This is a genomic window from Pantoea trifolii, assembly GCF_024506435.1.
Lineage (GTDB): Bacteria > Pseudomonadota > Gammaproteobacteria > Enterobacterales > Enterobacteriaceae > Pantoea > Pantoea trifolii.
Map to the genome: position 1 here is coordinate 1,947,240 of NZ_JANIET010000001.1, position 14,948 is coordinate 1,962,187.

General features: G+C 55.6%; 16 protein-coding genes. 15 read left to right on the top strand and 1 reads right to left on the bottom strand.

The genetic code is table 11. The features are described from left to right. Nucleotides 1-186 precede the first annotated feature (186 nt). The 8 genes from NQH49_RS09065 (at nt 187) to pqqF (ending at nt 7,906) form a co-directional block, all read left to right on the top strand. A complete protein-coding gene (locus tag NQH49_RS09065) occupies nt 187-1,119 on the top strand; it encodes an ABC transporter substrate-binding protein (protein WP_256696380.1) in 933 nt (310 codons plus the stop codon). Between the two features lie 77 nt (nt 1,120-1,196). Then, nucleotides 1,197-2,222, top strand: a complete 1,026-nt coding sequence (locus NQH49_RS09070) for a dipeptidase (protein ID WP_256696381.1) — start codon at nt 1,197-1,199, stop codon at nt 2,220-2,222. A 148-nt stretch (nt 2,223-2,370) separates the two neighbouring features. After that, nucleotides 2,371-2,442, top strand: coding sequence for a pyrroloquinoline quinone precursor peptide PqqA (gene pqqA, locus NQH49_RS09075; protein WP_002905689.1), 72 nt, complete (start codon nt 2,371-2,373; stop codon nt 2,440-2,442). A gap of 55 nt (nt 2,443-2,497) precedes the next feature. Further along, entirely contained in the window at nt 2,498-3,424 is a 927-nt protein-coding gene (gene pqqB / locus NQH49_RS09080) for a pyrroloquinoline quinone biosynthesis protein PqqB (RefSeq protein WP_256696382.1), read from the top strand. Then, nucleotides 3,421-4,176, top strand: a complete 756-nt coding sequence (gene pqqC, locus NQH49_RS09085) for a pyrroloquinoline-quinone synthase PqqC (RefSeq protein ID WP_256696383.1) — start codon at nt 3,421-3,423, stop codon at nt 4,174-4,176. Before pqqB ends, pqqC begins: the two co-directional genes overlap by 4 nt. A gap of 4 nt (nt 4,177-4,180) precedes the next feature. After that, nucleotides 4,181-4,459 (top strand): pyrroloquinoline quinone biosynthesis peptide chaperone PqqD, encoded by a 279-nt coding sequence (pqqD, locus tag NQH49_RS09090; RefSeq protein WP_061720121.1) that lies wholly within the window; start codon nt 4,181-4,183, stop codon nt 4,457-4,459. Next, nucleotides 4,446-5,585 carry a pyrroloquinoline quinone biosynthesis protein PqqE gene (gene pqqE, locus NQH49_RS09095; RefSeq protein WP_256696384.1) on the top strand — a complete coding sequence of 380 codons (1,140 nt, stop codon included), beginning with the start codon at nt 4,446-4,448 and terminating at the stop codon, nt 5,583-5,585. The genes pqqD and pqqE overlap by 14 nt, the downstream gene beginning before the upstream one ends. Then, the gene (gene pqqF / locus NQH49_RS09100) at nt 5,585-7,906 is read left to right on the top strand and encodes a pyrroloquinoline quinone biosynthesis protein PqqF (RefSeq protein WP_256696385.1); all 2,322 of its coding nucleotides are present in this window, start codon (nt 5,585-5,587) and stop codon (nt 7,904-7,906) included. Before pqqE ends, pqqF begins: the two co-directional genes overlap by 1 nt. A gap of 25 nt (nt 7,907-7,931) precedes the next feature. Here pqqF and dld read toward each other — a convergent pair whose 3' ends face one another. Then, nucleotides 7,932-9,626, bottom strand: coding sequence for a D-lactate dehydrogenase (gene dld / locus NQH49_RS09105; RefSeq protein ID WP_256698405.1), 1,695 nt, complete (start codon nt 9,624-9,626; stop codon nt 7,932-7,934). 439 nt (nt 9,627-10,065) lie between these two features. Between dld and NQH49_RS09110 the strand changes: the two genes are divergently transcribed. The 7 genes from NQH49_RS09110 to NQH49_RS09140 all read left to right on the top strand — a co-directional run bounded on the left by NQH49_RS09110 (nt 10,066) and on the right by NQH49_RS09140 (nt 14,926). Then, a complete protein-coding gene (locus NQH49_RS09110) occupies nt 10,066-11,046 on the top strand; it encodes a 6-phosphofructokinase (RefSeq protein WP_256696386.1) in 981 nt (326 codons plus the stop codon). A gap of 10 nt (nt 11,047-11,056) precedes the next feature. Next, the gene (locus NQH49_RS09115; RefSeq protein WP_008110086.1) at nt 11,057-11,371 is read left to right on the top strand and encodes a PTS sugar transporter subunit IIB; all 315 of its coding nucleotides are present in this window, start codon (nt 11,057-11,059) and stop codon (nt 11,369-11,371) included. After that, the gene (locus NQH49_RS09120; protein WP_008110085.1) at nt 11,364-12,737 is read left to right on the top strand and encodes a PTS sugar transporter subunit IIC; all 1,374 of its coding nucleotides are present in this window, start codon (nt 11,364-11,366) and stop codon (nt 12,735-12,737) included. The genes NQH49_RS09115 and NQH49_RS09120 overlap by 8 nt, the downstream gene beginning before the upstream one ends. Continuing rightward, complete coding sequence (locus tag NQH49_RS09125; protein WP_008110083.1) at nt 12,724-13,566, top strand: class II fructose-bisphosphate aldolase; 843 nt, start codon at nt 12,724-12,726, stop codon at nt 13,564-13,566. Before NQH49_RS09120 ends, NQH49_RS09125 begins: the two co-directional genes overlap by 14 nt. A 62-nt stretch (nt 13,567-13,628) precedes the next feature. Then, on the top strand, nt 13,629-13,898 hold the full coding sequence (locus NQH49_RS09130) for a hypothetical protein (protein WP_008110081.1): 270 nt from the start codon (nt 13,629-13,631) through the stop codon (nt 13,896-13,898). A gap of 9 nt (nt 13,899-13,907) precedes the next feature. Next, nucleotides 13,908-14,345, top strand: coding sequence for a PTS sugar transporter subunit IIA (locus NQH49_RS09135; RefSeq protein WP_091003163.1), 438 nt, complete (start codon nt 13,908-13,910; stop codon nt 14,343-14,345). Beyond that, a complete protein-coding gene (locus tag NQH49_RS09140; protein ID WP_256696387.1) occupies nt 14,342-14,926 on the top strand; it encodes a P-loop nucleotide/nucleoside kinase family protein in 585 nt (194 codons plus the stop codon). The genes NQH49_RS09135 and NQH49_RS09140 overlap by 4 nt, the downstream gene beginning before the upstream one ends. Nucleotides 14,927-14,948: the final 22 nt, after the last annotated feature.

Below are 14,948 nucleotides of genomic sequence, written 5' to 3' on the forward strand. Positions count from 1 at the left end.
GATCTCCTTGTGATGTTGTATTCAGTCTCACCCAGCAGCACGCGGCGCGGCTCGCGCATTGCTGACAACCCTACGCGCAAAAGTGACAACCTTTATGCGCCACGCGGCATATCTCATGCGAAATCGGCATCGGTCATTTGGCGCGCACGGGTTAGGCTGGGGTTTTGCGCGATGGGATAAAACACAATGAAAAGAGCAGCTTTGGCACTATTGATCGTGGCAGCGGGCAGCGCGACAGCGGCAGAAACCGTGACGCTGCGCATTGCCGATCAGAAGGGAAATATGCACGCGGAAATGGCCGCGGCGCAGCAGTTGAACAACCTCAATTATAAAATCCAATGGGCCGAATTCCCGGCGGCGGCACCGCTGGCGGAAGCGCTGAATGCCGGTGCGGTAGATGCCGGTATTATCGGTGATGCGCCGCTGCTGTTCTCGCTAGCGGCCGGTTCGCAGGTGAAAGCGGTGGCGGTGAGCAAATCGGTACCCGAAGGTTTGGCGGTGCTGGTTAGCCCGGATTCGCCCATCAAAACCGTTGCCGAGCTGAAGGGCAAGAATATCGCCACCGGACGCGGATCGATTGGCCACTTTGAGGCGCTCAAAGCGCTGGAGCAGGCGGGCGTCAGCGATAAAGACGTCAAATGGCGCTTCTTAACGCCGGCGGATGCGCGCATTGCGCTGGCTAACGGTTCGGTGGATGCCTGGTCAACGTGGGATCCTTATACCGCGCTGGCGGAAGTGACAAATACCGGACGTGTGCTGGTGAACGGCGTTGGCTTGTCCAGCGGCAACAGCTTCCTCGCCGCTACCGACGCCGCGTTGCAAGATGAGGCGAAACGCGCGGCGCTGCAGGATTACGTCAATCGTTTAGCGGCTGCCGATCGTTGGGCCAACAGCCATGTCGATGAGTACTCCACCACACTGGCGAAAATCATCGGCTTCCCGAAAGAGGCGGCGGCGAAATCCTTCTCACGGCGCAAATCGCACTGGCAGAGCATTGATGATGCCACCATCGCTCAACAGCAGGAGACCGCCGATTTCTACCAGAAATACGGGTTAATTCAAAAACATCTGGATGTGAAACCAACCTTCTATCACGGCTTAAAGGTTGCGCAGAACTAACCCTTTGTGCGCCCGTATTTGGCGAAACAGCAGCGCGCGCGTAGCATGGCGGCATGTTGTTTCGTCAAGATCCCCCTATGTTGCTAAAAACCTTCGACGGTCATAACGACCTGCTTCTCAATCTGTGGCTGCATCATCGCGATGATCCGGCACAGGCATTTTTTCACGGCATCGAAAAGGGCCACCTCGATTTTCCGCGCATGCAGCAGGGCGGTTTTGCTGGTGGGCTGTTCGCGATGTTCGTGCCGCCACCGCGCTATGTCAAAGAGGTGGCGCCGCAGCGAGCGGAGGAGAATCTCGATCCACTGGCGATTCTCTGGCAGCAACTCGACATCCTGAAAACGCTGGCGGCGCAATCTGACGGTCGCGCGCGTTTATGTCTCCGTGCCTCAGATATTGCCGCCTGTCGCGCTGACGGCGTGCTGGCGCTGGTGGCGCACATTGAAGGCGCAGACGGGTTTGATGGTGATGGCGTCGCGCTTGATGCGTTTTACAAAGCGGGCGTGCGCAGCATCGGGCCGTTCTGGAATCTGCCTAATCGCTTTGGCGAAGGCGTCAGTGGATCATTCCCCAGCTCGCCGGACACAGGACCGGGCTTGACCGAACAAGGCGAGCAATTGATCGCCGCAGCCAACCGCCATCGCATGTTGATCGATATGTCGCACATGAACGAGAAAGCCTTCTGGGACACCGCGCGCCTGTCAACAGCACCGCTGGTGGCAACGCACTCCAATGCGCATGCGCTCTGCGCGCAGCCGCGCAATCTTACTGACGATCAGCTGCGCGCCATTCGCGACAGCGGCGGCGTGGTGGGTGTGAATTTTGGCAATGCGTTCCTGCGCAGCGATGGAAAACGCGACAGCGACACCGCATTGATCGAAATTGTTAAACATGTTGAGCACCTGATCGCGATAATGGGCCGCGATCATGTGGCGCTGGGATCCGATTTTGATGGCATCAGCGTGCCTGATGCGCTGAAAGATGTTAGCGGATTACCGCATCTTTATGCGTTGTTGCGTTCGTTCGACTACGATCAAACAGCACTTGATCAGCTCGCATGGGGCAACTGGCAGCGCGTGTTGCAACAAATTTGGCAGGATTAACACAATTCCCTTACCGAATCAGGGTTGATCTGCTCGCTACATTGGCGCAACATCTGCGCGCGTACGGATTGCGATGTGATCCAAGTCACAACCGCAATTCACTTCAGCAGAGATTTCTCTGCATTTTAGCTTTAAGAGGAAGACCATTATGTGGAAAAAACCTGCGTTTATTGACCTGCGTCTGGGCCTGGAAGTGACTCTGTACATCTCCAACCGCTAAGACTTCTGCCCGCCGTTCGTGCGGGCATTTTGTTTTCTCTCTCTGGTCAACTTTCATGTTTATTAAAGTCCTCGGTTCAGCGGCGGGCGGCGGCTTCCCGCAGTGGAACTGCAACTGCGCCAATTGCAGCGGCCTGCGTAACGGCAGCATCCAGGCGCAGGCGCGCACGCAATCTTCGATCATTGTCAGCGACAACGGTGAAGATTGGGTGCTGTGTAACGCCTCGCCGGACATCAGCCAGCAAATTGCCCACACGCCAGAACTGATCAAAAAGGGTGTGCTGCGCGGCACGGCGATTGGCAGCATCATTCTGACCGACAGCCAAATCGATCACACCACCGGCTTGCTAAGCCTGCGCGAAGGTTGTCCGCATCAGGTGTGGTGCACGCCGGAAGTGCATGGCGATCTCACCAGCGGCTTCCCGATTTTCACCATGTTGCAGCACTGGAATGGCGGCTTGCAGCATCATGCGTTAACGCCGCTGGAACCGTTTCGCGTTGATGTCTGCCACAGTTTGCAGTTCACCGCGATCCCGATTCTCAGCAACGCGCCACCGTATTCGCCGTATCGCGATCGCCCGCTGCCGGGCCACAACGTGGCGCTGTTTATTGAAAACACCGACAACGGCCAAACGCTGCTGTACGCGCCGGGCCTTGGCGAGCCGGATGCGGTGATCATGCCGTGGCTGCAAAAAGCCGATTGCCTGTTGATTGATGGCACGGTGTGGCAGGACGACGAGCTGCTCGCTACCGGCGTCGGCAAAAATACCGGCAAAGCGATGGGCCACTTAGCGCTGGCTGAAGAACAAGGTTTAATGGCGCTGCTGGCCGCACTGCCGGCCAAACGCAAGATTTTGATTCACATTAACAACACCAATCCCATCCTTAATGAGCAATCGCCACAGCGCGCCTATCTGACGCAGCAGGGCATTGAAGTGAGTTGGGATGGTATGGCGATTCATCTGCAGGAGTTTGCATCGTGATCATTACTGAAGCGTTATCGCCCGCCGCGTTTGAGCAGGCGCTGCGCGACAAAGGCGCGTTCTACCACATTCATCATCCGTACCACATTGCCATGCACAATGGCGATGCGACGCGCGAGCAGATTCAGGGCTGGGTGGCGAACCGCTTCTATTATCAGACCAATATTCCGCTGAAAGACGCAGCGATCATGGCGAACTGCCCGGATGCGGCAACGCGGCGTAAATGGGTGCAGCGCATCCTCGATCACGACGGCAGCAACGGACACGAAGGCGGCATTGAAGCCTGGCTGCAGTTGGGTGAAGCGGTGGGCCTGGATCGTGAGGTGTTGCTGTCGGAGAAGCTGGTGCTGCCGGGCGTGCGCTTTGCGGTTGACGCCTACGTTAACTTTGCGCGTCGTGCCAACTGGCAGGAAGCGGCCTGCAGCTCGCTGACCGAACTGTTCGCGCCGCAGATTCATCAGTCGCGCCTCGACAGCTGGCCGCAGCACTATCCGTGGATCAAAGAGGAAGGCTATTTCTACTTCCGCAGCCGTCTGTGCCAGGCGAACCGCGATGTAGAGCATGGACTGGCGCTGGCGCTTGAAGTGTTCACCAGTGCCGAACAGCAGAACCGCATGCTGGAGATCCTGCAGTTCAAGCTCGATATTCTCTGGACCATGCTGGATGCCATGACCATGGCGTATGCGCTGCAACGTCCGCCTTATCATACGGTCACCGATCAGGTGTCCTGGCACAGCACAAGACTGGTATAACAACATGAAAGATAATGTGATTCCGGCTTTCCGTCGCGGCTACCGCATGCAGTGGGAAGCGGCGCAAGACAGCCATGTGGTGCTCTATCCTGAAGGCATGGCCAAACTGAACGAAACCGCGGTGGCGATCCTCGAGCTGGTGGATGGCAAACAGGATGTGGCGGCGATCGTTGCCACGCTGGATGCGCGTTTCCCGGATGCGGGCGGCGTCGGCGATGACGTTAAAGAGTTCCTGCAATCAGCCATCGAACAAAAATGGATACAGTGTCGTGAACCCGAGTAAAAGCGTGACGCCGCCGCTGTGGCTGCTGGCAGAACTGACCTATCGCTGCCCGCTGCAGTGTCCGTATTGCTCCAATCCGCTGGATTTTTCCCAGCAGGAGAAAGAGTTGACCACCGAACAGTGGATTGAGGTGTTTCGTCAGGCGCGCGCCATGGGCAGCGTGCAGCTCGGTTTTTCCGGCGGCGAACCGCTGACGCGTAAAGACCTGCCGGAACTGATCCGCGCCGCGCGCGATCTCGGTTTCTACACCAACCTGATCACCTCCGGCATCGGCCTGACGGCGAAAAAACTCGACGCCTTTGCTGATGCCGGGCTCGATCATATTCAGATCAGTTTCCAGGCCAGTGATGAAACGCTGAACGCCGCGCTGGCCGGGGCGAAAAAGGCCTTCCAGCAGAAGCTGGAGATGGCAAAAGCGGTGAAAGCGCACGGTTATCCGATGGTGCTGAACTTTGTGCTGCATCGCCACAATATCGACCAGATCGACAAAATCATCGATCTCTGTATCGAACTGGAAGCCGACGATGTCGAGCTGGCAACTTGCCAGTTCTACGGCTGGGCGCAGCTCAATCGCGAAGGTTTGCTGCCGACGCGCGAACAGATCGCCAACGCCGAAGCGGTGGTGGCCGATTATCGTCAGCGCATGAGCGCCACCGGTAATCTCACCAATCTGCTGTTCGTGACGCCGGATTACTACGAAGAGCGTCCGAAACCCTGCATGGGCGGTTGGGGATCGATCTTCCTCAGCGTCACGCCAGACGGCACCGCGTTGCCGTGCCACAGCGCGCGTCAGCTGCCGGTCGAGTTCCCGTCGGTGCTGGAACGCACGCTGGACGATATCTGGTACAACTCGTTTGGTTTCAACCGCTATCGCGGCTTTGACTGGATGCCGGAACCCTGTCGCTCCTGCGAGGAGAAAGAGAAAGACTTTGGCGGCTGCCGCTGTCAGGCCTTTATGCTGACCGGCAATGCGGATAACACCGATCCGGTGTGCAGCAAATCGCCGCATCATGGCAAGATCCTCGAAGCACGGCGTGAGGCCAACTGCAGCGACATCAAAATCCAGCAGCTGCAGTTCCGCAATCGCAGCAACTCCGAACTGATCTTCAAGCAGCGCGTTACCTGATGAACACGCGCCAGCTAACGCTTGCCAACGGCCTGCGCTGCCATCTTTATCATCAGCCCGACGCGCGTGAGGCGGCGGCGTTGGTGCGCGTGCAGGCCGGCAGTCTGGATGAAGCCGATCGCTGGCCGGGTTTGGCGCATCTGCTGGAACATCTGCTGTTCTGTGGCAGCGAAAACTTTAACGGCGAGCATCGCCTGATGCCCTGGCTGCAGCAGCAGGGCGGCCAGGTGAATGCCACCACGCAGTTGAGCCGCAGCGCCTATTTCTTTCAGCTCCCAGCTTCAGCATTGTCTGCAGGCGTGCAGCGGCTGTGCGATATGTTGGCGTCCCCGTTGCTGACGACGCGGGCGATTCAGCAGGAAGCAGCGGTGATTGAGGCAGAGTATCAACTGCTGCAAAACCATATCGACACGCTGAGTGAAGCGGCCATCGTAGATAAGCTAAAGGGACGCTTTCAGCGCTTTCGCGTCGGCAGTCGGCGTGCGTTTGGTGACAATGTCACGGAGCTGCAATCCGCATTACGCGATTTCCATCACCGATTCTATCGCGCTGAAAATATGGAGCTTTGGCTGCAAGGATCGCAATCACTTGATGAGTTAGCACAGCTGGCGACGCGCTATGGCGGCAGCTTGCTGGCGGGCGGAGAACGCGCTGCGGCTGTTAAACCTGCGCTGCTGCCCGGCGATCGTTTGCTGCAATTAGGCGATGAAGAAAATTTATGGCTGACGTTATTGATTTCGGGCGATGAACAGACGGTACGTGACAATGTCACCTTGCTTAAGGTGTTTTGGCAAGACGAAGCGCCGGGCAGTTTGCTGGCGCAATTGCGGGCTGAGGCGTTATGCGAAATCTTTGATGTGCAATGGTTATGGCAAGATGAACAACATGCCTTACTGGCGCTGCGTTTTAGTGCCGGGCGTATTTCATCGGCACAGGCGCAACAGCTTGAGCAACGCGTTTGGCAGCATCTGGCGGCGTTAACTGCATGCAATGCGATTCAGCTGCAGCACTATGCGCAACTCGCCCAGCAAGATTTCGCAGCTTTGTCGCCGCTGGAACAGTTGCGCGGCCGCGCGTTCGGCTTCGCGCCTGGCTCAGCGGTTACTGAAAACTTCACGGATTTTGCCGCCGCGTTGCCGCAATGGCCGTGTACGCGTCTGCTCACCCAGCAGCACGTCGACGGCGCACCGCATCAGACGCAGGGCTTTACCCTGCAGCTGGCTGAATGGCTGCCGGCATTGCCGGATGCGGCAGAATCCGCAGCGTTTCACTTCTATCCCGCTTCAGGCGGCATTCAGCTCCCTCGTCTTCCGCCCGTGGCGGAAACGTTGCCGATTATTGCGCCGGTAAAACAGGTCGAAACGCTGCTGCTGCGTCCGGCGTTTTATCAAACCTTGAGCGATGAAGAAGCGCAGGCGCGGCAGCGCCAGTTGCGCCCGATGCTGGCGGAACTGCGTCACGCCGGCGGCAATGGCAGTTGGCAACCAACGCAGGGAAGCTGGCAGCTGCTGCTCAATCTGCCCGCATCCGAAGAGCGCGCGTTGTTAAGCGTGCATCAGGCATTACGGGCGCTGAACACGCCGGTGCTGGCACAATCAGCAGCGACAACACACTCCATCGTCATTCGTCAGCTGCTCGCCGCTTTGCCTACTCGCTTGATCAAGCCATCGCCCTCGCCGCACTGGCTGGCAGCATGGTGTGGCACCCATAGCGCACTAAGCCAGCGCGTGGCGCATCTGCTCAGCGATTTTACGCCGCAACTGGCGCGCGACACGCCGCCGGCACAACTGCAACACGGCATCGTGCCCATCGCCTGCGACGGGCGCGATCAGGCGCTGCTGCTGTTTATGCCGTTACCGCAGGCCGACGATGCCAGCCTGGCCGCTTTGCGCGTGCTGGCGCTGATGCTGGAAACGCGCTTCTTCCAGCGGTTGCGCGTGGATCAGCAAATTGGATATGTGGTGTCGGCGCGCTATCAGCGGGTGGCGGATGTGGATGGCTTGATGCTGGCGCTGCAATCACCGGATATCACCTGGCGCGCGTTGCTGGGTCGCTGCAAACGCTTTATGCGTGAGATGGTTGTGGAGATTGCGTCAATTTCGCCGGAAAAGCTGGCGGCATGGCAGGCAAGCTTAATGACGCAATGCATAAGCAAAGACAACGGCGAAGCCGCTCTCGACACCCTGCGCCAGCAGCACGGCCTGGCGACGCTCAATCGCGCTGCCATTCAGGCTCTGACGCTGCTGCAGCTTCAGCAACTGCACCAGCGTCTGCTGCGCGAACGGCATCGCTGGTTGATTTTGGTGACCAGGTGCGCATAAATGCGCGCCCTACGAAACCCCGATGCTACATCTCCCGCCAAAACTTCTTCTTACTGGTTTTGCCAATCCCCGGGTTACAGCTGTTGGTCGGATCAAGTTGTTTCCAGTGCTCGACATGTTCACACGATGCCTGATAGAGGTGTCCGACATTGTGCTCGGCGGGATACTTCGCGCCGCGCTGCGCCAGATAGCGCTTCACCTCTTCCTTAAACACTTTCGCGTCGTAGCCCGGCTTCAGCACGTAATCCTGATGATTGACGAAGCAGAAGAAGTGCCCGCAGCACGAATCAACCTGCACCTGCGCTGCCAGATGATCCGGCAGCGTCAAACGCCACGCGTCATCATTGCGGCGCAGCGCCACGTCAAACGCCACCAGCCGTTCGTTGGGGTTGTAGCCCAGCGCATCGCAGTAGGAAATGGTGCAGCCGCCGACGCCGAAACGCACTAAAAATGCATCCGCCGCTTCACGCGCATTGCAGAGGAAAAAGCCGCCTTGCTGCTCAGCAAAGAACTGCTGTAACAAGCTTAGTAATTCAGCGGTTTGCGGCGACTCCACTTTGATCATCAGATGATGTTGATACTCGTTGCGGTAATCCATGATGCGCGGCGCGATAAAGCTCGGGGTTAGCTGGTTGAAAAATTGCAGCACCCGATCAACAAAATTGCGCGGCAGGAATTTCAGGTGGCTGACGCGCACATCCCATTTGGCTTTATTGGCCATCATCTGCGGAATGGCCTGCGGACCCAGTTTGCGTATCGCCAGATACATATGTTTGGCGTAGCGCACGGTTAAATCGAAGGCGTTGCGATGGATATATTCCGCCTGCAGCGGCAGCTCGCTCATCCTAGTTAACAGGAAACGGCGCAGCGCCACCAGCACGCTCTCATCGTTAGTGCCGATGTAGAAAGTATCGCTGCCGGTGCTGGCTTCAAAGGTCGGCAAGCGCACGGCGAACACCACCACTTTACCGGCGCTGCCTGAGCTGTCGTGCAGGTAACGCAAATCGCCATTGAAGCGTGCAGGGGAATCTGCGGCCACATCTCGCAGTCGGTCGGCATAATCATCCGCCCAGATTTTTCCCTGCCAGTCGGGTTGCTCACCGGTTTGATACCGTTGCTGCGTCAGGTTTTCCAGCATCACTTCAGGTGTGTCGCCCAACTCGATGCCGAGATGGTTGACCATCTCTAAACGCCCATCGTTGTGAATGCGGGCGAACAGGGATTTTTCAGTGAAAGCGGGGCCGCGCCGAATCAGCGAGCCACCGGAATTATTGCAGATGCCGCCGACCACCGACGCGCCGATGCAGGACGAGCCAATCACCGAGTGCGGCTCACGACCCAGCGGCTGCAAGGTGTGCTCCAGTTCGGTCAAGGTGGTGCCAGGGAAAGCAATCACCTGACGCGCCTGATCAATCACCTGCACGCCTTTGAGCTGGCGGGTACTGATGATCACAATATCGCGGTCATAATCATTGCCGTCGGGCGTTGAGCCGCCGGTAACGCCGGTATTCGACGCCTGCATCAGCACAATGGCATCGTGCGCCACGCAAACCTGCAGCGTCTGCCACAGCTGCAACAGCGTTTGCGGTAACGCCACCGCCAGCGCTTCACCGCGTCCGACGCGGAACCCCTTTATGTACCAGGCTTTATCATCCGCATGGGTTAATACCTGTTTCTCGCCAACCACCTCTGCTAACTGACGCAACATATCCTTCTGCATGCTCACTTTTCTCTTCTTTATTTTTATCTGCCACGGTATTGGACAAGTGCATCGGCATTGAGTCAATCCTTCACTGGACCTGACGCATAAATAACGCACGTAATCATTATCCCTTTATCTGATACGGAATAAGCCTCATGAACCGATAAAAATGCGCGGGAAATCACAAAATAGATCGAAAGAAAAACAGCGAGTAAGGTGTTTATTTAAGCCACCGGTTTTATTACGCAAAATAAATATAAACCTATGATTTTATTTGTTATTAATGATTTAAGGTGAAAAGTGGCGTGTGATTTACATCACAGAATTTAGCCTGAATGGGATGCTGTCAATGATCTCACTCGGGGAATTCATCGCAAAACTGTGACATTCGTTGCAAATAACAATGTCGTTAATCGGAAGAATGAATTCCAGACGCACAGCATAAAGGATGATGACAATGAGAATTGGCATGGTGATCAGTGGTGGCGATGTCACCGGGATTAATAACTTTGTGTATCAAATATCGCGCTTAACCCAGGCGGAAATGGTGTTATTTAACGGTGGCATTCCGGGATTGCTGGAAAACAATCACCAGGAAATATCCCAGCGCGATTTAGTGGATTACGCCATCGCCGCTATTCCGGTAATGCAATCGGGACGAACCAGCAGAAAATTAATTCGTCCGGAATATGAAACCATCGCCAAACACCTTAAGTCGTTGCGCATCGATGTATTAATTATGGCGGGCGGCGATGGCTCATTACAATTCCTGCATACGCTAAGTGAATTTGGCGTCAATTGTTTTGGCGTCGGCATGACCATCGATAACGATGTGTTTGGCAGTGATTACAGCATCGGTTTCTCCACCGCCTGCGAGCAGGTTTTAAAAGAGGTGGCGAAATTACGCAATACCGGCCGCGCCTTAACCGGTCGTGTGTTTATGGTGGAACTGCTGGGCGGTTATTGCGGGGAATTAACCTTGCAGTCGGCGATCAAATCCAATGCGGATTTCGCGCTGATCCCGGAATGCCAGATTGCACCACAAGAGCTGGCCGAGCGCATCACGCAGCGGCTGGCGGCGCAGAACAGCGTCATTATTTTGTGCTCAGAAGGCTACACCCGAGAATATTCGCCGGGCTTTCAGGGCGCTATCGATACGTTAATTAAACAAATTGAACCGTTAATTGGTGTGCGTATTCGTAAAACAATTATCGGTTATGGCCTGCGTAATGGCGATCCTACCTGTGAAGAGATTTATCAGGGCACCATTATGGCCAGTGAAGTCGCGCGTTGTATTCAGTCGGGAATGCGCAACAAAGCGGTGATTATTAATGGCAGTAATCGACCGATTCCGATTGATTTAATAAGCATGAAAAAACGCCTGGTCGATACGGAAGGGCATCATTATAAACTCGCTAAACAACTGCAAATTCTGTGAGGAAATAGCCATGCTGAAAATATTATGTGTCTGTGGATGTGGTTTGGGTTCAAGCTTTGCGATTGAGATGAGCGCCAAGTCAGTATTAAAGAAACTCGAAATTGATGCTGATATCGATCACACCACCATTTCTGAAGCCAACGCCTTTAAATCCGACATGATTTTAACTCAGAAAGCCTTTGCTGATGTGTTAAATGCCGATGCCAGCCCGGAACAGATCAAACGGGTGATTATTCTCAATAAGCTAACCGACAAAGCGGAAATTGAAGAGAAAATCGTGGCGTTTATGAAAGAACGTAACTTAAAGGTTGCTAATCATGAATAGTGTGATCGACTTCCTGGTAAAAGACTTATTGGGGCAGGCATCAATATTGATCGCCTTTATTGCCCTGATTGGTCTGCTACTGCAAAAAAAATCGGCGGGCAAGGTGGTGGAAGGCACCTTTAAAACCCTGCTTGGTTTCTTAATTATGATGGCCGGTATCAACATTATTGTCGGTACGCTGACCTTCCTGAACACCATTTTCACCCACGGTTTTGGCATGCAGGGTTATATCACCGACGTTGCCGCCATTGCCGGGTTAGCAAACCGCGAGCTGGGTTCTGAAGTGGCGCTGACGCTGTTGGTGATCTTTATCGTCAACATCATCATTGCGCGTCTGACACCGTTCAAATACATCTTCCTGACCGGTCAGGCGCTGCTGTGGATGGCGACCATCGGTGCGGTGATTGGCTATAAAGCGGGGCTGACAGGCTTACCTCTGATCCTTACCGGCGGCATCTTTGGCGGCATTATGGCGGTTGTGATGCCTGCGCTGGCACAACCGGTGGTGCGTCGTATCACCGATTCCGACGACGTGGCGCTCGGTCACTTCTGCACCATCGGCTACCTGCTGACGGCGGCGGTGGCGAAGGTGGTGGGCAAAGGTTCGCGCTCCACGGAAGACCTCAAACTGCCCGACAACTTTAAATTCCTGCAGGACACCTATCTGTCGATGGCGGTGGTAATGGTGCCGATGTACCTGATTCCTGCAGTCGCCGCCGGTCCGGAATTTATCGGCCAGTACAGCAACGGCATGAACTATCTGATGTACGCCTTTATGCAGTCGATTCAGTTCGTGTGCGGTGTGTTCGTGCTGTATAGCGGCGTGCGTCTGCTGCTGAACGAACTGGTGCCAGCTTTCCGCGGCATTGCCATGCGTCTGGTGCCGGATGCGAAACCGGCGCTCGACTGCCCGGTGATGTTCCCGTACGCCCCGAACGCGGTGATCGTCGGCTTCCTCGCCACCACGCTGGGTTCGGTGGTGGGCATGCTGGTGTTCCCGATGTTTGGTCTGGCGATGATTCTGCCAGGTCTGCTGACCAACTTCTTTGCCGGTGGCACCGCAGGCGTGTTTGGTAATGCGCTTGGTGGTCGTCGCGGGGCGATGATCGGCGGTTTCGTGCACGGTCTGTTCATCACCTTCCTGCCGGCGATTCTGGTGCCGATGCTGGAAAGCTACGGTTTTACCGGCGTCACCTTCAGTGATTCCGATGTGATCAGTACCGGCCTGGTGCTCGGCCATGCCTTCCAGAATAACTGGCTGTTCGTCGCGCTGTTTATTGCCTTTATTACTCTCATCGCCTGGTTTGTTAACGGAAAATCCACTAAGTCTAAATCCCATGAGGAAAAGCTCCATGAAACTTTATAACTTTACCGATCTGTTACAGGTGGCTAAAGAACGCGAATTTAAAGCGCTCGGTTCCTTTAATTTGCACTGCCTGGAAATGCTGCCGGCCTTTTTTAAAGCAGCGGAGAAAACCAATAGTCCATTAATGATTCAGATCTCAACTGGCACCGCGAAATATCTCGGACATAAATTATTGGTGGATGCGATTCGCTCACTGTCGGAAAGCCGTAATGTGCCGACCTGTTTGCACCTCGATCACTGTTCGGATTTAGACGCCATTCAAACCGCGCTGGATGCGGGCTTCAGTTCAATTATGTATGACGGCTCACATTTGCCGATTGAAGAGAACATCGCCAATACGCGCCGTGTTATTGATATGGCGCGCCCGCTGGCGGTATCAGTGGAAGCGGAACTGGGCGCGATTGGCGGCTCGGAAGATGGCAAAGAAGTGGAAATGAACGATGCGGCGTTTACCACCGTCGATGAAGCCAAACGCTTTGTCGATGAAACCGGCGTCGATATGCTGGCGATCTCCATCGGTACCGTGCACGGCTTGTATACCGGCAAAGCACATATTCAGCATCAGCGCCTGGCGGATATCACCGATGCCACTAAAACGCCGCTGGTGCTGCACGGCGGAACCGGCGTCAGCGATGAAGATATGCGTCTGGCGGTGCGCAGCGGCATTGAGAAAGTCAACGTCGGCACCGAGATGAATGTGCAGTGGGTCGCAAACTGCAAGCAGACATTTGAAAAGGGCAAGGTCAACGACAGCGTGCGTAATTTCCTTGTGCCGGCCAACGATGCCGTAACCAATGTGCTGGTAGAAAAGATTCAGCTGTTCCGCTAATTCCGACTCACTCATGACGTAATAACCTGAGGTGCCCGGCGCCATTCGGGGCAGGAGACGCTATGTTTGGATTCTTGAAAAAGGGCTCCGATAATAAGAGCCAGGATTCACAGGAAATAGATCTTCAGGCTGAAACCATCAGCGGGAAAATAAGCGAACTGGAACAACAGTTAGCCAATAATCCGCAGGCGACAGAGACGCAAAAACAATTAATGCTGGAATATAATCGTGCATTAAATATCTTTGCGAAAAGCCGCCGCTTTCGTCAGGAAATTGATCCGCTGTTTGTCAAAATCGATGAACTGCGCAACACCATTCGCAAATCATTTTAAGGAGGCAGTATGAGTATTAAACAGCTGCTGCAGGAGGCAAGTGCGATTCAGGTGGGGATCAGCGCCAGGGATTGGCGCGAGGTGATCGCGCTGGCGGCGCTGCCGCTGGTGAACGGCGGCTACATCAAAGCCAGCTATCCGGAAGCGGTGATCGCCAACACGCTGGAGCATGGCGCTTATTACGTGTTTGAGGAGGGCATCGCCATTCCCCATGCGCGGCCTGAAACCGGCGTGCTGAAAGATTGTTTCAGCATGATCGTGCTGGATGAGCCGATTTCCTTCGACGGCAGCGACAAAGCCGACATCGTGATTATGTTCGGTGCGCGTGACAGCAACGCCCACATTGAAGAGGGCATCCGCGCGATTGTTACGCTGCTGGAAGATGAGGAGACGCTGGTGCGCTTGCGCAACGCCAGCAGTGCTGCGGAGGTGATAGAGATCCTATGACAACCGACTCTGAAGAGAAGATGGTGGTGCTGGTGAACGGCATTCCGGCTTCCGGCAAAAGCACCTTAACGCGCGCGCTGGCTGAGCAATTCGGCTTTCCGGTGCTGACGCTGGATAGCCTGAAAGAGCCGTTTATGGCCAGCTTTGCGCCGGTGGATCGCCTGCGCAATCGCCAGTTAGGTTGTGCGGCGTATCAGGCGATCTGGCAAGTGGTGGCGCAAGCACCGACGCGTTGCATCTATGTCATCGATGCCTGGTTTGGCTTCCAGCCGAAAGAGGTGTTGCAGCAAGGATTGCAGCAGGCGGGTGTGACGCGGGTGCTGGAGCTGTGGCTGGCGATCACACCGGATGAGGCGGTGGCGCGTTATCAGGCACGCTTGACCGATCGCATGCCGGGACATCCGGGCGCAGAGTATTTGCCGGAACTGCGCAAGCTGGCGGAAACCGCACAGCCGATGGCGCTGGGTCCGGTGTTGCAGCTTAACGCGCGCAACCCGGACCAGGCAGCGGCCTGTGCCTGGTTACAGCGCCAACTGCGGCTGCCGATCAGCGCTCAACCGGCTTTGTCAGCCTCGGGTTGAACCCTGTCGGCAGCAGGCTGAA

Excerpts from the sequence above, each read along its gene's own strand:
- NQH49_RS09130 (WP_008110081.1), top strand. The coding sequence starts at position 13,629 with ATGTTTGGATTCTTGAAAAAGGGCTCCGATAATAAGAGCCAGGATTCA.
- NQH49_RS09070 (WP_256696381.1), top strand. The coding sequence starts at position 1,197 with ATGTTGCTAAAAACCTTCGACGGTCATAACGACCTGCTTCTCAATCTG.
- NQH49_RS09125 (WP_008110083.1), top strand. The coding sequence starts at position 12,724 with ATGAAACTTTATAACTTTACCGATCTGTTACAGGTGGCTAAAGAACGC.
- NQH49_RS09135 (WP_091003163.1), top strand. The coding sequence starts at position 13,908 with ATGAGTATTAAACAGCTGCTGCAGGAGGCAAGTGCGATTCAGGTGGGG.
- pqqB (WP_256696382.1), top strand. The coding sequence starts at position 2,498 with ATGTTTATTAAAGTCCTCGGTTCAGCGGCGGGCGGCGGCTTCCCGCAG.
- pqqD (WP_061720121.1), top strand. The coding sequence starts at position 4,181 with ATGAAAGATAATGTGATTCCGGCTTTCCGTCGCGGCTACCGCATGCAG.
- NQH49_RS09140 (WP_256696387.1), top strand. The coding sequence starts at position 14,342 with ATGACAACCGACTCTGAAGAGAAGATGGTGGTGCTGGTGAACGGCATT.
- NQH49_RS09065 (WP_256696380.1), top strand. The coding sequence starts at position 187 with ATGAAAAGAGCAGCTTTGGCACTATTGATCGTGGCAGCGGGCAGCGCG.
- NQH49_RS09110 (WP_256696386.1), top strand. The coding sequence starts at position 10,066 with ATGAGAATTGGCATGGTGATCAGTGGTGGCGATGTCACCGGGATTAAT.
- pqqF (WP_256696385.1), top strand. The coding sequence starts at position 5,585 with ATGAACACGCGCCAGCTAACGCTTGCCAACGGCCTGCGCTGCCATCTT.
- NQH49_RS09115 (WP_008110086.1), top strand. The coding sequence starts at position 11,057 with ATGCTGAAAATATTATGTGTCTGTGGATGTGGTTTGGGTTCAAGCTTT.
- NQH49_RS09120 (WP_008110085.1), top strand. The coding sequence starts at position 11,364 with ATGAATAGTGTGATCGACTTCCTGGTAAAAGACTTATTGGGGCAGGCA.
- dld (WP_256698405.1), bottom strand. The coding sequence starts at position 9,626 with ATGCAGAAGGATATGTTGCGTCAGTTAGCAGAGGTGGTTGGCGAGAAA.